Raw genomic sequence first — 23180 nt, forward strand, 5'->3', positions numbered from 1 at the left:
CTCCAAAACCACCTGAAATACTGTTATTTTAATTTTTCGGCGAAAGCTTTTTTGAATTTTTCAAGTTTTGGTCTGATAACAAACTGACAATAAGGCTGCATACCATTGTCATTGTAATAGTTTTGGTGATAGTCTTCTGCTACATAGAAATTACTAAATGGAGTAATTTCCGTAACTATGGGCTTATTGAAAGCTCCGGATTCATTTAATTTTTTCTTATAAAACTCCGCCAGCTCCTTTTGCTCGTCCGAATGAAAAAAAACAGCCGAACGGTACTGAGGGCCTACATCGGCGCCTTGCCTATTGAGTGTCGTTGGATCATGGGTAGACCAGAAAATTTCAAGGATTTCTTCAAAAGAAATGATTTTGGGATCATAATAAAACTGTATTACCTCTGCATGCCCCGTGGTACCTGTGGTTACTTGCTTGTAAGAGGGGTTTTGTACATGGCCTCCACTGTACCCTGACTTTACCTGCTCAATACCTTTAAGGTTTTGATAAATGGCTTCTGTACACCAGAAGCAACCAGCACCCAAAGTGGCTATTTCCAAACCTTGGGGCACTTCTACCACTGTTTTTGGTAAATCTTGCATCGCTTTTTCTTTTTTTGACGGACCTTGTGCACAGGCCGTATTCATGGTTGAAATTAGTAGGATAAGAACATACAGGTATTTCATAACATTACCTCAATTTCATATTAAACAGAAAACTTTTAGAGAAGTTTTATCACTTTTATTCTCACTGGTCCTTTCGGGAGAATTGCAGGATCCACCGCTTTGTCTTTTTGGGTAACCAATATTTTTCCTTCCCTGTACAATTTCATCATTTCCTGTTTGATTTCATCCATAAAAAAACGCCAATCCTGAGGGTACAACCATCTCACCACTTCGGATGGACAAAAAGAAGCTCCTTTTCTCATCCTGCCCATTTCCATAATGGCAATCTCCAGAATAGTATCATCTCTTTTTTCTTTATCCATAAAACAAAAAAGGGAATTTTCTTGAAATTCCCCTAAACAGCTCTTATCAAAATTTAAACAAGCCTTCGTATTCGAAGCATGAGCTCTTTAGGATTAAAAGGTTTTGATACAAAATCACTGACCCCTAAATCAAAAGCCTCTTTGACTGTATTACCATTTTCACCTAATGAAGAAAGAATTACTACCGGTATTTCAGGTTCAGATTTTTTTACCAATTGGGTAACTTCCAAACCTGATTTATAAGGCATCATTATATCCGTAAGTACAATATCAGGCTTTTCAGTATTAAAACATTCCATTGCCTCATTACCATCTTTTGCGATCGCTACGGAATATCCTTCCTGTCTCAACTTAAATGCAATCATCTTCAGGATAAGTTCATCATCATCAGCAAACAAAATTTTTTTCATATTTTAATCAGTAAAAAAAGAATTATCGAAATACTATTTCATCAATCATAAGTAATGGTCTCTTTCCAGTTCTTTTTCTCCATTCAGGTACACTTTTTTGATTTTCCACTACAATTTTTAGTATTTCAAATTTATTTAAATTTTCTGAAGTAACCTGAATTTTTTGACTTTTTATTTCAAAATCTTCTTCAACTTCGGGTAAAATCTCTCTTTGTATCAATGTCCATTTTCCATCTTGAAAACCCTCAATCAAAACAGATTTAGCAGGGAAAATCCAGTGCCTTTGATTATTTAAAAAGCTAAATTCTACAAACTGAATATTCTTTTTCTTAGTATGGAAGATGAGAACGGCATCATCTCCGTACCAACCTGTCCAACCAATATTAAAATCCTCAGAACCGTAAATTCCATCTACTAATCCTGAAAAGCCTTTTGGATTATATTCAGCCGCTGGTTCCGTTAACCAATGCCCTTCTATCCCTATCCCTAAGTGATCAACTATGCCGTTATTTGCCAAAGAGATCCAATTCTTATAATATTGTTGAGGGGTGAAACCTCCTTCTCCAAATTCATAAATCCCAAGTTCTTCACATTTGCTGACAAAATTTTTGACCCTTGAAGTCAAACTTTCAGGCACTTTCCATTCGTTTTCAATCCATTTAAACATCCCAAATCTTTCTTTCCCATAATATTTGGCCTGTTCAAAATATACATACTCTAAACCGAGCCTGATTTTATCAACCCTTTCATAAAAGGGGTGGATGTTTTCAACAGCATTTTCCGCTTTAGATATAATTTTATCAAATTGATCCATCCAAAAAGGTGACAAAAAATCATTTGTTTTTTGAACGGGCCCCGAATAAATGTCCAAAAACCGATTTGATTCTTCTTGTGCTTCTTTCAAAAGTTTTAAATACTCCCAGACGTAATCATGTGCAGGTCCATAAAAATACTCTAAAAACTCTTTGGTCAATAGGTCCATATCCAAACTATTGTTCCAAAGAAGTTTGCTCAATAAATATTGTCTTAATTCAACAAAATCTCCAGGAACATCTGCATACCCCTGTAAAAATAGTCCCAAAACCCCATGTTCTTCGTAAAATTTCAGATTATCCTGATAAGTATGTATGTTCGGGAAAGGTGAAAGGTAATGAGTAAATTGAACTGTATAATCCCATAAAAAAAGGTTGGGATTGAAAGCTTTCCAATTTTTGATCCTTGCCCTGAACAACTCGCTTCTAGGATCTGAGTTAATAGCCATTCCCCTGTTCATTTCAATTGGACAATAAAGAGTTGTAACATTTTTTTGAGGAAAAATCCCTTTTGGAGGATCTGAGGTATGGAGATATGCCAATGTTACAAATTCATTCTTTGGATGTATTTTTGCATGCCTGTTCAAGAAAAAATAGAGACTTCCAGAAGGAGACCCATATTTTTTATTCAAGGATTCACACCTAAGGCATTCACAATAGACCAAATCATCATTTTGGCTTATAGAATAAAACCTAGAATCAGGCGTAGTTTTCAAAATGTTTTTCAGAGATAAAGATGATACCTGAAAACCTTTATTATTGGTCATACAAAGAGACTCATATCTCCTTGACCCCTCGTAAAAGGCAAAAAATTCAGGATGGGATTCAAAGAATTTTTGTGGGGAAATCAGTTTATCAAAAGTATGTCCCCATATTCCAAAATCTTCAAGGTGCCAATCCAACTTATGCCATCTCCTAAACAATTCATCATAAGAAGCCGGATAAAATAAAGCCCGATAATTAAAAGAAGGCTTATAAAATTTCACTGAATTTTTAGGGAAATTTATTGCCCCTATATTTGGATAGAAAACTTCATAGGGCTGGTACATTCTCAAGCCAAGTTCCTCCAAAAATGAAAAAAGCGCATATTCCAGTTCTTTATTACCTCTACCTATAAGTTTAATAGTATTGTATGTTGATTTAAAAGCATAGTAATAGGCACTATTTTCGAAAATTTTAGGTTCAGAGATTAAATAAATACCTGGCTTATCCCTATCACTTATGCCTTTAATTATTTCAACTTCACTTTTAATTGCTTCCTCTAAAAATGATTTGAGTTCTTCCGCCAATAATAAATGCTCTTCATTTGCATAAATGGTCTTCGGCAAACTTTCATTAGAAAACAACGCACTATCTGTTTTAGATTTCGCTTCAACAGCAAAAATTGAAACCAAGACTATCAATAATATTAGTCTTTTTAACATGAGTTTAAATTTCAAAGCTTAAACTGTAAACTAAAGAACAATTCCAATTCATGTTGAGTTCTTCCAGGGGCATATTCTTGGTAATTATACAATAACTGCATCCCCGTTATATATCTTTTCCCTACTCGTCTATTATACCCTGTACCTATTCGCCAAGAATCCAATGCTATCCTGTTTTCAAATTGTCCTAAAGTGGTCCTTTCATCAGGTGAGGTTCCATATCCAGCAATTATAGAGAAGTAATCAAATCTAGATTCCATATAGTATCGGCTTGAAAATGTGAAAGCGGGAAAGATTTGATCATTTTCATTCTGAACAAATGATCTTAAACTTAGCCACCAAGACCCCACATACTTTGCTCCACCAATAATTAGAGACCTAAAGTTTCTTCTTCCCTCAGGAGGTATTACAGAATTGTAACGCGCTCCAACTTCCCACTCCCAACCATTCTTTAAATTTTGGATAAAAGAATAGCCAAATCTGTATTCAGGGAAAACCAAACTTGGACTGTAAGCTGCAGCCACATAAGAATAAGACTTTTTTCCAGTAAAAAAGTAAGATTCGAGCTCAAGCTGATAACCTGAATCTATAGTATTGCCGGCACTAAGCCGATTTGCATGGTTCATACGTCCAATTAATGACCCCCACCTTCTCTCATATATGTACTGAACTCCTATTAAATGCCAAGGACCAACCTCTTCCCTATTAAATTGCGTTAAACTATAATTTACGCCTATCCGGTCATTATCAAACCTCATTTCGAGCATGTTCATCCTTTGTCTAAACAACGATTCAGTTGGAAACTTTTTTATTGCAAGCTTCAAAAAATCAAATTCTTTTCTTTCATCTTTTTCTAATTGAAAAAATGAAAGCTTATAAGAATACAATTTAACATCATCAGGAAAACAGGCAATTGCATAATTTGAAATCCTTAAACCTTCCAAACTATTTTTTTCAATGAATTCCAAGTTTAATAGTAAATAAAATGCGTCATTATAATTTGGATTTTTTTCAATAACATGGTTCAAAAAAAATCTTGCACTATCAAAGCGATTTTGTTCTTTGTATATTCTACCAAGGAGAAGATGAAAATCCAGATAATCAGGAAATTCTTTAATCCCAATCCTACCCATAATTATTGCCTCTTGCTTTGTAGAAGGTGTTTTTGACTTTTCAATTGCAGCAAAAAGTAAACTATCTGCATCTATAACCTGAGCGTTTATTGGATTAATAAACATAGTAGAAAGCAAAGCGGAAAAAAATAAAATTAACAACCTCATTTTTCTAAATTAATTACCTGGTAAAACCTTGTCTCAGCATAACTCCCCATTTATGTTCTTTTTTAAGCAAGAAATTCAAATATCCTTTTAACGAAGCAAACAAGCTAAATGGATGGTAAATAAAAGGTTCTAGGATTGCTTTTATAAGGAGATGCAACATTTCCTTCAAATTTGAATAATGACCATAAATCCATTGGTCCCATAAGACAGAGAGAATTGTAATCTGCAAATAAAAACAATATACCAAAAATACCATCTTAAAAACTCCTAAAAAACTGATTTCCAAAAATATGAATCCCAAAACTATCCCTATTAACCCTAGTAATTCAATAATTGGGACCAAAAACTCAAAAATTAGGTAATATGGCAACAAAACCAATCCAGTCACTCCATATTTAGGGTTAAAAATCATCGATCTATGAATAAAAAGTGTCTGGGCCAATCCTCTCCCCCATCTTACTCGTTGTCTCCAAAATGATTTTAAAGAAGCTGGTACTTCGGTCCAACAAAGGGACTCTGGTATATAAACTATCCTGAATTTCTCTTTTCTTCTACTCATGACTTTTCTCATACGGGTAATCAACTCTATATCCTCCCCTAATGACTTGGCCCAGTAACCTCCAGCTTCTATTGCTATCTCTTTATCAAACATTCCGAGACCTCCTGAAACCAATAATAGACCATTAACTTGACTCCAGGCCATTCTACCTAAAAGAAAAGACCTGACATACTCAATTTCCTGAAAAGACGCCCACCAATTTTTAGGATAGTGAATTTTGACCAAAAAACCATCTTTTACTTCACATGAGTTTGAAGCTCGAATGGCAGCCCCAGCTGCAATCACCCTCTCTTTATTGCCCATGAATAGCTTAGCAAGTTTTAAAATTGTATCGTTTCTCAAAATACAATCAACGTCAGTACATAGAAACAAGGGGAATTTTGAAGAATTGATCCCGGCATTTGATGCATCTGCTTTACTTTTCCCATTTTCCTTATCAACCACCAATAATTTTGAATAAATAGGATTAGTGGATTTATAATGAGCTCTCACCGGTTTCGTTTTAATTTTTTCTTCATAAAAAAAATTGACTTTTACAAGCTCAAATTCATCAATAAGCTTTTGCAGGGTACTATCTGTACTCCCATCGTTTACTATAACTACTTCATAATTGGGATAATTTAATGACAATAAAGATTTGACGTTATAGACTATATTCAGTTCCTCGTTGAATGCTGGAGCAACAATGGAAACTCCCACCATATCATTTGAATTAACTAAAACATCATCTTTAATAGTGTACTTAGCATTATTGTATATTTTGATAGCAAAAAAAGAGACAAACGCCATCAAAATAAAAATAAGAATATAGATCGAGGCATACACAATAACAAAGCCTTCGAAGTTTTTTAAAATATCTTCAATAATCATCAAGAGTTCTCTAAATATCTATCTTCAACATGTTTTTTCATTAAATCCAATTTTTTATCTTCTAGAAAATTGATTTTTGAAAAGTTTTTATCCAAAGCCTTTAATGCATTCATTGCTGCCATTTTTACTTCCGAAGACCTTTTTAGTGTCAAGATATAATAAAGAAATTCAATAGTATCCTGCCCACCTATTTCTTTCAGGGTTCTAATGATTTCAATTTGGTTTTGATCATTTTCGTGATAAAATGATTTTATTAAAACTTCTTCTGCCTCAAAAAGCAAAAGTTTCCCAATGGATTTAAAAACCTCATTTCTAACACGTTGATTCGGATTATCAATCAAGTTCATCACCTCTGGGGCCGAATCCAAATCATTATAATAAGACACTAATTTTAATGCAAATATTAAAAGTGTATCCTCCTTTAAGCTTAACCAATTTTTTAAGTTATCTGGTTTTTTTAATTTTCTTTTTTTGATAACATCCATCAAGCTTATCATTTCCAGCGGCGAAAGGCTATTGGAATATTCCTTAATAACATCCAATGGATTCTTTTTAGCCAGAGAAATATAACCTAATAAAGCAGGAAATCTCAAATTTGCTTGTTTCGAAAAAATAAAAGGAAAAATCGATTCTGCTGATTGATAATAATTTAGTTCCTTTAGAAAATAGATTCCTTTGGATTTCATATACCAAAAACCTGATGATAAAAGACTATGGATATAATCCATAAGACCAAACTTAAATGTTATGGCGAGAAGCCGGTTATACTGCTCCCCTTTAAAATTTTTAGCAAGATTGATAATATTGTATAACAAAAGATCTTTACACCAGTACGCATCTACCGGTATTTTTTGCTTGAAATTTTGAATTTGATTGTCATAGTGGTATTCGGATTGGTCATCTGAAAAAACCAATTCAGAGAAAAAGTCATAGATTTCAAATTTAATTTTCTCTCTTTTCCTCTTTATGTAATTCCTTTTTATTTGAAATTGAAGCGTGAGAAAAATTGATGCAGTTAATAATCCAAAAAATAAAATGAACAATACTCCATAAATGGATAAAATACCATTTTCTACAAATGAAAAATCAATCAGCATCAATTTCATTTAATAAGATTCAAAAAGAATAATTTATTATTCAAACAATTATCAAATGTAAACAAAAGTATGAAAAACAAAAAGTTACAGAAAAACCTAAAAAATCAAGATTAAATAAATCTTTTTACACGAAAAGCTAATTCATTTGGATTAAAAGGCTTGGAAATAAAATCACTAGCACCCAATTTGAAGGCTTGCTGAACTGAATTTTCCTCTTCACCTAATGCAGAAAGTACGATAACAGGTAACTCGGGATAACTCTTTTTTACGAGGTATGTAATTTCTAATCCAGATTTAAATGGGACCATTATATCTGTAACCACAAGATCAGGTTTGATTTCATGTACTGCTTTGATCCCAGAATCACCATCTTTGGCAATAAAAACTTGAAAACCTTCCTTTTTAAGCTTGAATTGAAGCATTTTCAAAATCAGTTCATCATCTTCTATTAGTAAAATCTTCTTCATTAATGATGATTGTAAAATTTACTTATACCCGATAAAGTTCAAGCAGTATTGGGTATGAACCTTAATATTTTATTTCTTCTGCCAAAGTTAGGTGATATCAACATGAATTAAACTTTTTAACCTTTATAATTTATTTATTTCATGCTTTATCATGAGAATAACTATATTTTTTTCAAAATTAAGGTCTTAGAAAATCATTTGAAAAACCAAGGAAAATTCCAGTTCCTGTTGGGTTCTTCCCGGATGGTATTCCTGGTAATTGTACATCACCTGCGTTCCAGTTACAAACTTTTCGCCAAGTAAACGGAAGTAACCTCCCCCTACCCTCCAGGAATCCAAAGCAACACGGTTTTCGAACTGTCCTAAAGTCTGCCTTTCGTCCGGAGAGGTCCCGTAACCTGCAATCATAGTGAAATAATCAAATCTCGTATTCAAATAATATCGTGAAGTCAATGTAAATGCAGGATAATATTGGGTATCCTCATTTTGTATAAAAGACCGGAGGTTGATCCACCAGGAACCCACATATTTACCAAGACCAAATATCAGAGACCTAAAATCCCTTCTCCCTTCCGGTGGCACCACAGATGTAAACCTTCCGCCAATTTCCCATTCCCAGCCTTTGTCAAGATTTTGAAAGAAAGAATAGCCGTATCGTTGCTCTGGAAACACAAGGCTCGGGCTATATGCCAATCCCACATAAGAATACGATCTCCTTCCCGTAAAAAAGTAAGACTCTAATTCATATTGAAAACCTGAATCGATGGTACTTCCGGAACTCAATCGGTTAGCATAATTTACCCTTCCAATTAAAGAGCCCCATCTACGTTCCCTGATATATTGCAAGCCCGTCAAATGCCAAGGACCAACAGCATCCCTATCAAAAAGTGTCAAACTATAGTGAGTACCTATTCTATCATTGTCCAGCCGGTTTTCCAATAAATTCAACCTTTGACGAAATGAGGATTGATCGGGGAATTGTTTTATAGCGGACTTTAGAAAATCAAATTCAACTCGCTCATCACGCTGCAATTGTAAAAAAGCATGCTTAAAGGTGTAAAACCTTTCTTCATTTGGATATTCTCTGATCGCATTATCTGCCATATTAAGCCCTTCTTGGATATTTCTTTCTTCATATTCCAAGCCCAAAAGATAACTGAAGGCATCTTTATAAGCAGGATTGTGATCAATTACATAATGAAGAAAATACCGGGCACTGTCAACCTGACCTTCTTCTTTATAAAGTCTGCCCAATAACAAATGGAAATCCAAATAATCAGGGGCCTCCTGTATGCCCAGCTTTGCCATGGCGATGGCTTTCGACCTGTCTTTTCCCTCCTTGGCAATTTCCAAAGCGGTAAAAAGTAAACTATCGGAATCAATCTTTTGTGCATTTGATTCAGAATAAAATGCGCATGAGATAAAAAGGCCAATTATTAAATAAATGACTCTGATTTTCATTTCTAAATCTTATTTGCAGTTTTAAAACCTTGTCTTTGCATATTGCCCCACTTTTGCTCCTTGTTGGTAAAAAAGTACCAATAACCTTTGATGGAAGCATATAAATTGAAAGGATGATAAACAATAGGCTCAATCATTGCCTTTCCTACCAAATGCAGTAACTCACGCCTTTTGGCATAATGACCATAGAAACTTTCATCCCATAAGACCGACAATAAAGTAACTAGGAGGTAAAAAAGGTAAACCACAAAGGTGAATTTTAATAAAGAAAAAACATTAAAATCGAGGAAAACCAAAGCCAGAATCAAACTGATAATACCTAAGATTTCTATGATCGGAACTAGAAATTCGTAAATAAAGAAGTAGGGCATGATCAAAAAACCTGTTTTCCCATATTTGGGCTTTAAAAACATTTCTTTATGAAGGTTAAGAGTCTGAATCAAGCCCCTCGCCCATCTCACCCTTTGTCTGATGAAAACTTCCTTGGTAGCCGGGACTTCCGTCCAACAAAGTGATTCAGGAATATAGAGGATTTTAAATTTCTCTTTTCTCTCATACATAACTTTCCTCATGCGCGTGATGAGTTCCATGTCTTCTCCCAAGGATTTATGCCAATAACCACCGGCTTCTATGGCAATTTCCCTATCAAACATCCCTAAGCCTCCTGAAACCAAAAGCAAACCATTGACCTGACTCCAAGCCATTCTGCCCAGCAAAAATGCCCTAATGTATTCCAACTCCTGGAAAGATGCCCACCAATTTTTAGGGAAGTGAACCTTTACCATAAAACCATCTTTCACTTCGCATGAATTGGAGGCTCTGATTGGTGCTCCCGTCGCAATTACTCTCTCTTTACTGGTCATAAAGGGTTTTGCCAATTTCATGATGGTATCATTGCGGAGGATACAATCTACATCCGTACAAATGAATAAAGGATACTTGGCGGAATTAATTCCAGCATTTGAAGCATCAGCTTTGCTTTTCCCATTTTCTTTATCTACCACCAAAAGTTTTGAATAAACAGGATTGACTGATTTGTAGTGACCCCTAACCGGTTTAGTCTGAATTTTTTCATCATAATAAAAATCAACCTTAACCAGTTCAAATTCATCAATCAGTTTTTGTAGGGTATTATCGGTACTTCCATCATTTACAATAACCACTTCAAATTTGGGGTAATTTAAAGACAATAAAGACTTTACATTATGAATAATGTTCAATTCTTCATTGTAGGCAGGGGCAACTATTGACACCCCCAATAAATGATTGGACTTAACCAAAACCTCATCTTTAATGATGTATTTTGCATTATTATACACTTTGATGGCCCAAAAAGATAAAATAGCCATCATAAAATAGATGACAATATATAAAGTGGCATAACCGGCCACAAACCATTCGAATGATTTCAGATAAACTTCCATTATACTTCCAGATATGGGTTTTCAACATGTTTTCGGACCAATTCCAGCTCTGTATTATTTTGGATTTCTTTACGTGTAAATCCCGAATCCAGTGATTTCAGAGCATACATAGCATTGATTTTTATTTCGGAGTTTTTGTTGAGGCTCAATACATAATGTAAAAATTCCTTTGATTGTGGACCTCCAATGTCTTTCAATGCACGGATAATCTCGATTTGATTTTCCTCCGATTCGTGAAAAAACATAGAAATCAAATCTGGCTCAGCATTAAAAAAGTAAAGCTTTCCAATGCATTTGATGGCTTCTTGCCTGACCTTGCTGTTAGAAGAGCTTAATAACTTTACAACAGATTCCGCTGATTGGACATCATTATAGTGTGCCACCAGCTTAAGTGCAAAAATCAGTTTTGAATCCTCCTTAAAGTCTAACCAATGAACAAGGTTATTAGGCTTTTTAAACCTTCTCCTTTGGATTACTTCCATCAGGTTTAGCCCCTCTATATAACTGATGGAGTCTCCGTATTTCTCCAAAACATCTAAGGGGTTGGCTTCAGAAAGGGAAATGTAAGCGACCAAAGCTGCAGACCTGATATTTGGAGTTTTATGAAATATCAAGGGATAAACTTTTTCTGCCGCTTTACTATAATTGAGTTCTTTCCAATAATAAATCCCTTTGGTTTTGAGATACCAAGCTTTTGAATTGACTAATTTTTCAGTATAACCCAAAAGTCCCAAGTTGAAAAAAATTGAAAGGAGTTGATCTTTGCTTTGACCTTTTAGGTTCTTATCCAGGTCAATGATGTTCTGGATCAACAAATCCTTGCACCAATCCTTATGGATCGGAATCTTCTTTTTGAATTCGTTGACTTTTTCATCATAAACCTCCCCTGATAGCTCATTTGAAAAAATAATTTCAGAAAAAAATCCATTGATCCTGTATTGAACAAGTTTCTTACTTCTCTCCAAGAAATTTTTTCTTGATCGAATAAAGAGTAAGAGAAAAATAACAAGAGTGACCGACAGGACCAGGAGAACTATCAAATAATCAGATATAATGGAGAGCTTTGCACTTAACCAGCCATTTTCGAAATTCCCAAAGTAATTCCAGCCTGTCATTTGTGACAAGAATTGTGACATTTTGATTTTGTGTTAATGTAGTGTGATTAATGTAGCCGTTTAGATCAAAAAGAAATTGAAAAATCAAATTGAGGCAGTTCAGTTCTCAATCAATCTTTTTACTCTAAAAGCCAACTCATTCGGATGAAAAGGTTTTGGCATAAAATCCGAAGCTCCCACCTGAAACGCCTTAATAACCGTTTCCTCTTCTTCCCCCATACAACTCAAAACAATTACAGGACAATTAGGCCTCTTCTTCTTGGCGTATTCCACAATTTCAATACCGTTTCGATAAGGCACCAACACATCTGTAATTACCAGGTCCGGTTCAAGGGCATCAAATTTTTTAATACCCTCCATTCCATCTTCTGCCAGGGTTATATTAAACCCCTCTTTTTTTAACCTGAAGCTGACCAAACCCGATATGAGCTTGTCATCCTCAATTACCAATATATTCTTCATAATCAAGTGATTTGAATGATTAACGGGATAAATATAAAAATTAAAAAATATAAAAAACAAGCACCGACCGACTTAAAAATGTATAATTTTTTTATAAAAAAATACAAATAAATTAATTTGTATTATGTAGGAAATTATTTGCCGTTCTTAACCGATTTAGACATTTAAAAAAAAATACATTTTTGAAAAAAAATTCTTTTGTTAGCTTTCATTTTGAATAAAAACCAAAAATCAATCCAACTGACATGAATATCCGATTCAATCAAAAGGTATTCAGTAGCCTATTTTATTTGGTATTTTGTATCACTTCAATTTCATTTGGACAAAGTGATCCTACTGGTGAAAGGAGGGTTACAGGTACCTTTGCCATTACCAATGCTACTGTTACTACCTCTCCTGGAAAAACACAGAAAGGGGCCACTATCATCATCAAAAATGGACTTGTTGAGGCTATTGGTTCCAATATCCGGATACCTGTAGAGGCGCAGGTCATCAAAGGGGATTCTTTATTTATATACCCTGGTTTTATTGACGGAGCCACAACTGCGGGAATAAGCCGTCCTACCGAGCCAGAAAGACCCGCTAACTTTGACCCTTCTAATCCTCCGGATGAAATTGCGGGAATTACCCCTTGGAGAAGTGCTCTGGACTATTATGACATCAAAAACAGCCAGATCAATGACTGGAGGAAAGTTGGTTTTACGGTAGCCCAAATAATTCCTGAGGGAGGAATGCTACCCGGAAAAACTGCTATTGTAACCTATGGGGGAAAAGAGTCCAGTAATATTTTGGCAAGAAACACTGCTTTAGCAGGTAGATTCAGAAGCTCAGGAGGTGGAAGGGGAATGTATCCAGGAACACAACTGGGCATCATGGCCAAATTTAGGGACCTCTACAAAAATGCGGAATTATCCTCCCAACATATGAGGCTATTTGCTTCAAATTCAGGAATAGCCAGACCTGAAATAAACAAAACTTTGGAAGCCTTTTTCCCAGTCCTGGATAAGAGCATTCCGGTCATCTTTGAAGTTTCAAATGATCTTGAGCTGAGAAGAGCGGTAATGCTCCAAAAAGAAAATGGATTCAGGCTTGTCATTGCAGGCATTACAGATATGGACTTTGCAATAGATGCCATAAAATCTTCCAAAGCACAGGTATTGGTAAGTTTTAGACTACCCAACGACAAAACTGCCAATGCCAATACTGACGGACTTTCAGAAGAAATGAAAGGTAGAACCCAAAAGGTAAAAGAAGCCTATACTCAATTACTTAAAGAAACCGCAAAACTGGAAGCAGCAGGCATTCCTTTTGGCTTTACCTCTTTGGGAGGAAGAAGCAATGAAATGTTCAAAAATATCCGCTTAATGATTGCCAATGGTTTAAGTGAAGACACTGCCTTGGCAGCCTTGACCATCAACAATGCCAATATCCTGGGGATACAAAAGTTTACGGGAACTTTGGAAAAAGGCAAACTTGCCAACATGGTGGTTGCAACAGCTCCTATATTTTCTGAGGAAGCGCAAATCAAATATGTTGTTGCTGATGGATATGTTTTTGAGTACGAGGTAAACAATAAAAAACAAGACACTTCCAATAATGGAAACGGAAAACCAGTGGATATAACAGGCGTTTGGGACTATACTTCTGATACACCGGCCGGCAGTTCAGGTGGAACGATGGAAATCAAAAGAGAAGGGACTTCTTACAAAGGTACCATAACTTATGACAACCCTGCCGGTAGCGGAAAAGCCAGCTCACAAATGAACAATATCACTTTATCGGGCAACAGTTTATCCTTCACTTTTAATGTTACAGCTGGGGGAATGTCCTTAGAAGTGTCTGTTTCAGGGGAAATAACAGATAACGATTTTAGTGGAACCATGTCATTAAGTGATTTTGGAAGCTTTCCTTTGAACGCTGTAAAAAAGCCAAATCAACTCAACCAATAATTCAAAGAGAAATGAAAACGATAAAATATATCTTAAGCTGCTTTTTGGTATTGGGTTGTTTAATATCAAAAGCCCAAACTCCAAAAGGCTCAGTTTTAATTAAAAATGCCACAGTACTGACAGTGACAAAGGGAACACTGGAAAACACTGACGTGCTTGTAGAAAATGGCATCATTAAAAAAATAGGCAGAAACCTAAATGCTCCCAATATCCAGGTCATCGATGCATCAGGAAAATACCTCATGCCGGGAATCATTGACGCCCACTCCCACGTAGCCTTGGATGCTGTCAACGAAGCCACAGCACCAATTACTTCAGAAGTAAAGATGGCAGATGTAGTCAATCCTTATGACATAGGATTGTACAGGGCCTTGGCTGGAGGGGTAACCATTTCCCATGCCATGCACGGATCTGCCAATGCAATAGGGGGCCAGAACATTACCCTCAAACATAGATATGGCTCCTCCAACCCTGAGGACTTATACATGAAAGAAGCCCCTAGGACAATAAAATTTGCATTGGGAGAAAATCCTACCAGGGTTCATGGAAGGGGAAATGGAATTCAACCTAGGACCAGAATGGGGGTTGATGCAGTAATAAGGAATGGTTTCAATGAAGCCATTCAGTACAAAAAAGCATGGGCGGACTATGAAAACGCACTCAAACAAAAGGGAGCCAAGCCTATCCCTCCACAATATAACAGCAGGTTGGAAACTTTAGCAGATGTTTTGGATGGGAAAATCATCATCCATTGTCATTCTTATCGAGCCGATGAAATTTATGCTTTGATCAATACCTGCAGAGAATTTGGAATTAAAAACATTGTATTTTCCCATGTCAATGAAGGCTTCAAAGTTGCTCCGGAATTGGCGGAATATACAATGGGAGCTTCAGTCTTTGCAGATTGGTGGGCCTATAAGTTCGAGGTCTATTATTCCACAGCCTACAATGCCGCTATCTTAATGGAAAATGGTGTCATCACTTCCATCAATTCTGATTCAGGAGAACTGATCAGACATTTGTACCATGAAGCTGGAAAAGCCCAACGTTATGGACAATTGGATGATGATCAGACCTTGGCTTTAATCACCATCAATCCGGCCAAACAATTGGGTATAGCCGATAAGGTGGGATCTATTGAAGAAGGAAAGCAGGCTGATTTGGTGATATTTGAAGGACATCCACTTTCTATCTATGCCATTCCACAGATGACTTTTGTCGATGGGGTAAAGTATTTTGACATCAATGAGGACCCTGATGATATGAGGCTAAAAGTCAGCGCCAGTGAAGCCCTGGAACCCATCTTCCTCAGAGAGCACGAACATAGGTGTATGCACGGGGTGGATTTCTTCTTTACCAATTTTGGTAGAAACCTATTTAATCATTCACATTAATTTCCTGAAAGGGATTAAATAGAAAGACCATGAAAAACATGAAAAAATTACTATATAGTTTTGCCATCTCAATGTTGCCTTTCTTAGTGCAGGCACAATTTGATGGGGAATTCGTCAAGCCCAGAACAGGAAAATTCCTACTCCAAAATGCAACTGTCGTTACAGTTACTAAAGGCACTTTGGAAAAAACCAGTGTCTTGATTGATAATGGAAAAATTCTGGCAGTAGGTCAGAATATCCAGGAAGCTGATGCTGAAATCATTGATTGTAGTGGCCATTACATCTATCCTGGAATGGTGGATGCCGGAAGCAGATTGGGACTTGTGGAAGTCAATTCATTGCCTGAAACCCAAGACTATGCGGAAATAGGCCAGGTTACTCCCAACATGCAGGCCTTGGTAGCGGTAAACCCCAATTCAGTTGCCATTCCGGTTACCAGAGTCAGCGGTGTAACTACTACTTTGGCAGTACCCTCCGGAGGCCTTTTCCCTGGTACTGCTGCCTTGATCAATCTGAACGGCTATACCCCTGACCAAATGTTTGCGGGATTCAAGGGGGTCGTACTTAACTTTCCTTCCTCTGCGCGCCGAAGTACCTGGGACAGAAGAAGTGATGAAGATATAAAGAAAGAGGCTGAAGCAGCACAAAAGACCCTGAATGATATTTGGTCAAGAGCTGAAACCTATTATCAGTTGCAAAAAGCTAAGGCAGAATTGCAATACTATCCTGAAATGGAGCAATTAGCCAAAGTAATTGCAGGAGAATTGCCACTATTGGTTGAGGTGAATGCAGCTTCGGATATTTTATCCGCAATTGATTGGATAAAATCAAAAAAAGTAAAGGCTATACTTATGGGAGTCGCAGAAGGTTGGAGAGTTGCAGATAAAATTGCAGCAGCAGGCATTCCGGTAATTGTTGGCCCAATGCTATCTATTCCTACCAGACAATCAGACAGGTATGATGCCGCATATACCAATCCTGGAAAAATGGCAAAAGCAGGGGTAAAAGTGGTTATAAGAAGCAATGATGCAGAAAATACAAGGAACTTGCCTTTTAATGCCGGATTTGCTGCTGCCTATGGCATGGGGAAAGAAGAAGCCCTAAAAGCGATCACCATCAATGCTGCAGAAGTTTTTGGCATTGCAGACAGGATGGGTTCCATTGAAGTTGGAAAAGACGCCACCCTTTTTGTTTCCACCGGAGATCCCTTTGAAACCAAATCACAAATATTGCATGTATTTATTGATGGCTACAGGGTACCGATGAGCAGTAGGCATATCAAATTATATCAGGAATTTCTGGAAAGATCACCAGGTTTGGAAAAAAACTAAATCTGATTTAAGTTTAGGCCGCAGCCGATATTGGCTGCGGCTTTGTTTTTAAATCAACAATATGATAGTCAGTACTACACCACAATTAGAGGGTTATAAAATCACCGCTTACCTGGGCATTGTATCGGGCGAAACCATCATAGGTGCAAATGTTTTCAAAGATTTTTTTGCAAGTATTACCGATATTGTGGGCGGCAGATCCGGTGCCTACGAAAGGGTATTGCGGGAAGCAAAGGCCACAGCAATGGCAGAAATGGAAATGCAGGCCAAAGCTATGGGAGCTAATGCAGTCATAGGCATTGACCTGGATTATGAAACGATTAGAGACGGCATGTTGATGGTAACCGCTGCCGGAACAGCGGTTAAGATAGAAAAAGTCTTTAATTGACAATTTCAATTTTCCCAGACCCTACCTCTCCCCGAATGGTGGTGGAAGAACCGTTATTGATATTCAAAGTGCCTGAGGTAGACTGAGAAGTCCCGACCCTGGCCGAACCGCTTCCAACGGTAATGTTATAATTAAAATCCCTCAGATTGCTGGTAGTCTGAATGTAAATATTTCCAGAAGACGCTCTTAAAGCAGTCTGGGGGCTTAATCCAGAATTGGTGGCAAACAATTGGCCAGAGGATATGTAAATGCTTCCAATTGACCGAACATTGGACATCTCAATTTTTCCCGAACTGGTTTGAGCGGTAACCAAACCTGTTACGTCTCTCAGGATAATTTCTCCACTGGATACTGATGCCTCCACATTCCCTTCTACCCTGATTATCTCCAATTTACCGGAAGAAACATTCCCTTCAATATCCCCTAAAACATCTTCCAATTTACCTCTTCCTGAAACCAATTCCACATTCAAGCGAGGGATGGCAACATTTTTCACAAAAATCTCTCCCGAGCCCACTTCTATTTCAGCTGAATTGCTCACTACATTTTCTACAGTTACTTTGCCAGAGTCTGCTTCCAGATCAAGCAGCATATTCCTCGGGCCTGTAAGTCTGATAAAACCTTCACCTTTAGCTCCTCCACTGAAGAGCCTGTTGTTCGTTTCAACAGTAACTACAAGGGTACTTCCTACTACCCTGTATTTCACTTCAAATTTTTTATTGGAATTGGAACGCAGTTCTGCATTCAAACTCAACACCTGTCTCCCACTCGCCCCAGTATATTGTACCTCAAGAAACTCTGCATCAACCTCAATTTTGGTAATGCCCTCAAAATCCTGCTGAATCTCGGAAACAACTGATAAATCATCCCCTAGGCAGCTTGTAAGTGAACTCAAAACAAGTCCTATCAGGAATAAACGTAAGGATTGGGTGATTTTTGATCGGAAAAACAAAGGCTTGAATCCGAATTGCAATGAGATGTTTTTCATGGAACGATTAAATATTTAACAATGAAATTTACACCGCGAAACAAATGCCAGTTTTTCTAAAAAACTAACCCAAGAAAAAATATTTTCATACCATTACTTGCTTTAAAAGATAAGCCCCTATTATTTTGTGATATCTTTCACTTTTTACGTGAAGGATTTATAAAGAAGAGGCGAGAGACAGGCTCACAGACCCTCTGGCAACCTGGAAAATCCAAGGTGCCAATTCCTGCCGGTAGATAATATCGTCATCCGGAAATATAAATTCTGAACATATGAATTTACAACAGCCCTCTGTACAGGTAAATAATCAAAAATCCATTTCCTGCTCTAAAATCAACATCATGCATTGTTGCATGTGATTTTGTTGTTAAATTACATCTTTCCTATTTACTCTATAGGATTTAAAAAATTTCCCACCTTTAAATCTCATTTCAATGGCTAACTACAGATTTGAAACCCTACAATTGCATGCAGGCCAAAGCCCAGACCCTACCACCAATTCAAGGGCAGTGCCAATTTACCAAACCACTTCCTATGTTTTTGACTCCGCTGATCATGGCGCTAATCTTTTTGCCCTCAAGGAATTCGGGAACATCTATACCCGGATCATGAACCCTACAACAGATGTTTTTGAAAAAAGAGTGGCCGCTCTCGAAGGTGGGGTTGCAGCTGTTGCCACATCCTCCGGACAAGCTGCACAATTCCTGGCTTTGAACAATATCATTCAGGCTGGAGAAAATTTCGTATCTACCTCTTTTCTTTATGGTGGTACGTATAATCAGTTCAAAGTCGCATTTAAGCGTATTGGAATTGAGGCGAGATTTGCAAAAGGCGACAGTCCAGCAGATTTTGAAAAGCTCATCGATCACAAAACCAAAGCCCTATATTTGGAAACCATTGGCAACCCGGAGTTCAATATACCTGATTTTGAAGCCATTGCCCATTTGGCCAAAAAGCATGACCTTCCCTTAGTGGTGGACAATACTTTTGGGGCCGGAGGTTACCTCTTCCAGCCCTTAAAGCATGGCGCCAACATTGTTACTTCCTCTGCTACCAAATGGATTGGTGGCCATGGCACATCAATCGGTGGAATCATTATAGATGGAGGCAATTACAACTGGGGAAATGGAAAATTCCCTCAGTTTACAGAGCCTTCTGAAGGCTACCATGGATTGAAATTCTGGGAAGTTTTTGGAGAAAATAACCCATTAGGGCTACCGAATATCGCCTTTGCCATCAGGGCAAGGGTGGAAGGCCTGAGGGATTTTGGCCCAGCTTTGAGCCCATTCAACTCTTTTTTATTGTTACAGGGTTTGGAAACCCTTTCCCTTAGGGTTCAGAGAACAGTAGACAATGCACTTGAGATAGCTAATTGGCTAGAGTCTCATCCTCAGGTACAGAAAGTAAATTACCCTGGCCTTGCATCTTCGCCCTATCATTCCCTGGCAAAAAAATACTTGAAAAACGGATATGGCGGAGTATTGAGTTTTGAGATCAAAGGAGATAAAGAAAGTACCTCTGACTTTATCAATAACCTCAAATTGATTTCCCACCTGGCCAATGTAGGAGATGCCAAGACCCTTATAATTCAACCTGCTGCCACCACGCACCAACAGTTGAGCCATGAGGAACAACTGGCTGCCGGGGTTACCCCAACCCTATTACGTCTCTCACTTGGCATCGAACACATTGAGGACATCAAGGAAGACCTACAACAGGCTTTTGACAAAATCTCGTAAGTGATTGAGCAGAACTAAAGCATTAGAAAACCTATATAAACCTTTCCTTTGGGGAATATCTCCCCAATGGGTTAAAAAAAAAGCGCGTTAAGCCTTTTCAAAAATGAATTTAGCAAGTAATTACCTGATATTAGACATGGCGCAGGAAACCTACACATATGAAGGTGAATTGGAATTGGAATCCGGAGAAAAACTGAATGGATTTGAAATAGCATATACTACGCAAGGACATCTAACCCCTGAAAAAGACAATGTGGTCTGGGTAATCCATGCCCTTACTGGCGATGCCAATGTTCAGGACTGGTGGAATGGATTGGTCGGTGAAGACAAATTTTATGATCCTTCGAGGCATTTCATCGTCTGTGCCAATTTATTGGGGTCATGCTACGGCTCCACCAATCCCCTTTCAGAGAATCCCGGTACTGGACAGCCATATTATTATGATTTCCCCAACCTGACCACCCGGGATTTGGCCAATAGTCTGGAAACATTACGGATTCATTTGGGAATTTCCGGCATCCACACCTTAATTGGAGGGTCTTTGGGAGGCCAGGTTGCTTTGGAATGGGCTTATACATTGGGAGAAAAGGTCAAAAACTCCATCATTCTTGCTTCCAATGCCAAGACCTCTCCATGGATAATCGGCTTCAATGAATGCCAGAGAATGGCCATAGAAGCTGACGCCAGCTGGGGCGATAAAAATCCAGCAGCAGGTAAAAAAGGCCTCGAAGCAGCGCGGGCAATTGCTATGATTTCCTATAGACATCCACAGGATTTCGCCATAAAACAATCAGACAATGAGGACAAATTAGATAATTTTAGAATTTCTTCCTATTTGAGGTATCAAGGTCAAAAACTTGCCAACCGATTCAATGCATTTTCATATTGGGTCTTAAGCAAAGCAATGGACAGTCATGACATTGGAAGAGGAAGGGGCGGGGTTGAAAAAGCCCTTTCGAAATTAAAATGCAGAGTATTGGCAATTGGTGTGGACAAGGATCTCTTATTCCTCAAAGAAGAATCACAAATGATAGCACAACATGCCCTAAAAGGTACCTACCAAGAAATTCGGTCTGCTTATGGGCATGATGCTTTTTTGATAGAATATGATCAACTTCAATATATTTTGAGCAGTTTTTACCTGGAAAGCAACACGAACACCTGAATATTTATTTATTATGGTTTTTCCCCATTTGATCCCTAAGAATCCCCTTCCTTTTTTAAGGAAAGGGGACTGTTCGAACATACTGCACATTTCCAACTTGAGGAATTCTGAGTATTTACTTAGCTTTTTTGCCTAAATTTTTCCGTTTAGCAACAATAAATGCGACTCCTCCTAATCCCTTTGGGGCTTGGATATAAAAGTCCTATTTTGTTAAGATGAATTTCATTCAGATCAAAGAAAGCTGCCTTTACCTTTCTGACCTGGATCTGGCAGAGGATTTTTACCAAGGCATATTGGAAATGCCTGTCATTTCCAAAGTACCTGGGAGACATATCTTCTTTAGGTGTGGGACATCGGTATTGCTCTGCTTCCTTCCTGAAATCACTAAAAATGAAACGACACTCCCTCCCCATTATGCCAAAGGAAAACAACATATCGCCTTTGAAGTGAATAAAGCAGATTACCTGAAAGTCAAAAGTAATCTATTGCAAAAAGGAATTATCATTACCCATGAGCAAGAATGGAAAGGGGGATTAAAGAGTTTTTACTTTGAAGACCCTTTTGGACACGTCCTAGAAATTGTCCCAAAAGGAATCTGGGAATAATCATTCCGCCCTGGTCCATTCTACTGTTCTTCCAATGAGGGACAGGCCAATAAATCCCCTAACCTCAAGGACACGCTCACTTTTTTGCCTGATGGTACTGGAATATGTCTTGCCATTTCGAGGGTCGTAGATGGTTCCATTTTCCCATATTCCAGCTTTAAATTCAAAATTCTCTAACAATTTTAGCCCAATGATAGGATTATTTCTCTTGGTCCTATCAGCATTATTGCTGTCTAATACAGGCCTACCGTTTTCCAAAGGCTCTTTTAGCCAGACTACTCTGCCAAAGAACTTCCCTCTTTCCTCGAAAATTTCAATTATGGCGTCTTTTTCTGTATTGTACCACTTTCCAATGATGGAAGTAGCTTTTTGAGCCATGGAGACTTCCAAAACATTGAATATCAGCAAAGCCAAAATCAGTACTGTTTTTTTTATCATTTCTTAACTTTTTTTGTTGTCCGGATTTCAAAGTATTATAATACTTTTATGACTCCAAATGTTTCAATGGAAGGGATCTTGGGTGATGATAGGAGATAATTTAGTTTCAAAAAAGGACAACACTGACAACTATTTCGAATGGAAACAGGAGGAATTTTGCTTTCAATTTTTACCCGAGAAAGCCGTTTACCTTCCTGATCATAAGGCCCTTTTGATCGCAGATCCTCATTTTGGAAAAGCTGCACATTTTCGTAAAGCTGGCGTACCGGTACCCGAAACAGTCCATTCACAGGACTATCAAAAGATCAAAAAACTTATTGAACTCAAAAAGCCCCAATCGCTTATCTTTTTGGGAGATCTGTTTCACAGTGATTTCAATACTTCATGGTTTGATCTGGAAGCATTTAGGTCTCTTTTTTCCGAAGTTGACTTTCATTTGGTCAAAGGCAATCACGATATACTTCCGGAACAATTTTACCGTTCAGGGTTTTGGCATGTCCATAATGAAACCATGAAATTGGGAAAGCTGATCCTTTCCCATGAACCATTGATGGAAATAAGTGAAGGAAATCTTAACCTTTGTGGCCATATTCACCCAGGTATATCTCTTTATGGATCAGGCAGGCAAAAACTCACTCTACCCTGTTTCCATGTGAGTCCCAACCGGATCATTCTTCCTGCTTTTGGAAGATTTACCGGATTGGCTAAAATGCCCTGTGAAAAAAATGACAGGGTCTTTGCGATAACAGGGAAAAAAGTAATTCCAGTCAATTTCATGCCTTAAGATTGGTTAAATTGGTCAAGCTGTTTAATTTTGGCAGAA

22 protein-coding genes and 1 riboswitch are annotated in these 23180 nt (G+C 37.6%); of the genes, 8 read left to right on the forward strand and 14 right to left on the reverse strand.

The features are described from left to right. Nucleotides 1-23: 23 nt before the first annotated feature. From msrA to BC751_RS18020, 12 genes are all read right to left on the reverse strand, one after another. The gene (gene msrA / locus BC751_RS17965) at nucleotides 24-677 is read right to left on the reverse strand and encodes a peptide-methionine (S)-S-oxide reductase MsrA (RefSeq protein WP_130276833.1); all 654 of its coding nucleotides are present in this window, start codon (nucleotides 675-677) and stop codon (nucleotides 24-26) included. Nucleotides 678-712: 35 nt separating this feature from the next. Further along, nucleotides 713-979: a DUF3253 domain-containing protein gene (locus tag BC751_RS17970; protein WP_130276834.1), complete on the reverse strand. Its 267-nt coding sequence runs from the start codon at nucleotides 977-979 to the stop codon at nucleotides 713-715. Nucleotides 980-1032: 53 nt separating this feature from the next. Next, the gene (locus tag BC751_RS17975; RefSeq protein WP_130276835.1) at nucleotides 1033-1389 is read right to left on the reverse strand and encodes a response regulator transcription factor; all 357 of its coding nucleotides are present in this window, start codon (nucleotides 1387-1389) and stop codon (nucleotides 1033-1035) included. Between the two features lie 22 nt (nucleotides 1390-1411). Then, nucleotides 1412-3625, reverse strand: a complete 2214-nt coding sequence (locus tag BC751_RS17980; protein ID WP_130276836.1) for a DUF4838 domain-containing protein — start codon at nucleotides 3623-3625, stop codon at nucleotides 1412-1414. 11 nt (nucleotides 3626-3636) lie between these two features. Further along, nucleotides 3637-4905, reverse strand: a complete 1269-nt coding sequence (locus tag BC751_RS17985) for a YaiO family outer membrane beta-barrel protein (RefSeq protein ID WP_130276837.1) — start codon at nucleotides 4903-4905, stop codon at nucleotides 3637-3639. 13 nt (nucleotides 4906-4918) lie between these two features. After that, the gene (locus BC751_RS17990) at nucleotides 4919-6334 is read right to left on the reverse strand and encodes a glycosyltransferase family 2 protein (RefSeq protein ID WP_130276838.1); all 1416 of its coding nucleotides are present in this window, start codon (nucleotides 6332-6334) and stop codon (nucleotides 4919-4921) included. Then, entirely contained in the window at nucleotides 6334-7440 is a 1107-nt protein-coding gene (locus BC751_RS17995) for a HEAT repeat domain-containing protein (protein ID WP_130276839.1), read from the reverse strand. Before BC751_RS17995 ends, BC751_RS17990 begins: the two co-directional genes overlap by 1 nt. A 101-nt stretch (nucleotides 7441-7541) precedes the next feature. After that, nucleotides 7542-7898: a response regulator transcription factor gene (locus BC751_RS18000; protein ID WP_130276840.1), complete on the reverse strand. Its 357-nt coding sequence runs from the start codon at nucleotides 7896-7898 to the stop codon at nucleotides 7542-7544. Nucleotides 7899-8084: 186 nt separating this feature from the next. Beyond that, nucleotides 8085-9359, reverse strand: a complete 1275-nt coding sequence (locus BC751_RS18005; protein ID WP_130276841.1) for a YaiO family outer membrane beta-barrel protein — start codon at nucleotides 9357-9359, stop codon at nucleotides 8085-8087. Between the two features lie 2 nt (nucleotides 9360-9361). Further along, nucleotides 9362-10783 carry a glycosyltransferase family 2 protein gene (locus BC751_RS18010; protein WP_130276842.1) on the reverse strand — a complete coding sequence of 474 codons (1422 nt, stop codon included), beginning with the start codon at nucleotides 10781-10783 and terminating at the stop codon, nucleotides 9362-9364. Further along, nucleotides 10783-11919, reverse strand: coding sequence for a HEAT repeat domain-containing protein (locus BC751_RS18015; protein WP_130276843.1), 1137 nt, complete (start codon nucleotides 11917-11919; stop codon nucleotides 10783-10785). The genes BC751_RS18010 and BC751_RS18015 overlap by 1 nt, the downstream gene beginning before the upstream one ends. 78 nt (nucleotides 11920-11997) lie before the next feature. After that, nucleotides 11998-12360: a response regulator transcription factor gene (locus BC751_RS18020; protein ID WP_130276844.1), complete on the reverse strand. Its 363-nt coding sequence runs from the start codon at nucleotides 12358-12360 to the stop codon at nucleotides 11998-12000. Nucleotides 12361-12605: 245 nt separating this feature from the next. On the opposite strand from BC751_RS18020, the gene BC751_RS18025 reads away from it, so the two are divergent. The 4 genes from BC751_RS18025 to BC751_RS18040 all read left to right on the forward strand — a co-directional run bounded on the left by BC751_RS18025 (nucleotide 12606) and on the right by BC751_RS18040 (nucleotide 17422). After that, nucleotides 12606-14309: an amidohydrolase family protein gene (locus BC751_RS18025; protein ID WP_130276845.1), complete on the forward strand. Its 1704-nt coding sequence runs from the start codon at nucleotides 12606-12608 to the stop codon at nucleotides 14307-14309. 11 nt (nucleotides 14310-14320) lie between these two features. Beyond that, complete coding sequence (locus BC751_RS18030) at nucleotides 14321-15703, forward strand: amidohydrolase family protein (protein WP_130276846.1); 1383 nt, start codon at nucleotides 14321-14323, stop codon at nucleotides 15701-15703. 38 nt (nucleotides 15704-15741) lie between these two features. Further along, a complete protein-coding gene (locus tag BC751_RS18035) occupies nucleotides 15742-17034 on the forward strand; it encodes an amidohydrolase family protein (protein ID WP_423191588.1) in 1293 nt (430 codons plus the stop codon). Nucleotides 17035-17095: 61 nt separating this feature from the next. After that, nucleotides 17096-17422 carry a YbjQ family protein gene (locus BC751_RS18040; RefSeq protein WP_130276848.1) on the forward strand — a complete coding sequence of 109 codons (327 nt, stop codon included), beginning with the start codon at nucleotides 17096-17098 and terminating at the stop codon, nucleotides 17420-17422. Here the strand turns inward: BC751_RS18040 and BC751_RS18045 are convergent. Further along, nucleotides 17415-18410 (reverse strand): DUF4097 family beta strand repeat-containing protein, encoded by a 996-nt coding sequence (locus tag BC751_RS18045; protein WP_130276849.1) that lies wholly within the window; start codon nucleotides 18408-18410, stop codon nucleotides 17415-17417. The genes BC751_RS18040 and BC751_RS18045 overlap by 8 nt on opposite strands. 154 nt (nucleotides 18411-18564) lie before the next feature. Then, a riboswitch (SAM riboswitch) is annotated at nucleotides 18565-18674 on the forward strand. Nucleotides 18675-18844: 170 nt separating this feature from the next. Between BC751_RS18045 and BC751_RS18050 the strand changes: the two genes are divergently transcribed. The 3 genes from BC751_RS18050 to BC751_RS18060 all read left to right on the forward strand — a co-directional run bounded on the left by BC751_RS18050 (nucleotide 18845) and on the right by BC751_RS18060 (nucleotide 21919). Further along, nucleotides 18845-20149 carry an O-acetylhomoserine aminocarboxypropyltransferase/cysteine synthase family protein gene (locus tag BC751_RS18050; protein ID WP_130276850.1) on the forward strand — a complete coding sequence of 435 codons (1305 nt, stop codon included), beginning with the start codon at nucleotides 18845-18847 and terminating at the stop codon, nucleotides 20147-20149. A gap of 103 nt (nucleotides 20150-20252) precedes the next feature. Beyond that, nucleotides 20253-21314 (forward strand): homoserine O-acetyltransferase family protein, encoded by a 1062-nt coding sequence (locus BC751_RS18055; protein ID WP_130276851.1) that lies wholly within the window; start codon nucleotides 20253-20255, stop codon nucleotides 21312-21314. Nucleotides 21315-21529: 215 nt separating this feature from the next. After that, nucleotides 21530-21919 carry a VOC family protein gene (locus tag BC751_RS18060; RefSeq protein ID WP_130276852.1) on the forward strand — a complete coding sequence of 130 codons (390 nt, stop codon included), beginning with the start codon at nucleotides 21530-21532 and terminating at the stop codon, nucleotides 21917-21919. Here the strand turns inward: BC751_RS18060 and BC751_RS18065 are convergent, their stop codons facing one another. Then, nucleotides 21920-22357, reverse strand: coding sequence for a DUF2147 domain-containing protein (locus BC751_RS18065; protein ID WP_130276853.1), 438 nt, complete (start codon nucleotides 22355-22357; stop codon nucleotides 21920-21922). 58 nt (nucleotides 22358-22415) lie between these two features. Between BC751_RS18065 and pdeM the strand changes: the two genes are divergently transcribed. Beyond that, nucleotides 22416-23141: a ligase-associated DNA damage response endonuclease PdeM gene (gene pdeM, locus BC751_RS18070; protein WP_242617525.1), complete on the forward strand. Its 726-nt coding sequence runs from the start codon at nucleotides 22416-22418 to the stop codon at nucleotides 23139-23141. Nucleotides 23142-23180 lie beyond the last annotated feature (39 nt).

It is taken from the genome of Cecembia calidifontis (assembly GCF_004216715.1).
Taxonomy (GTDB): domain Bacteria; phylum Bacteroidota; class Bacteroidia; order Cytophagales; family Cyclobacteriaceae; genus Cecembia_A; species Cecembia_A calidifontis.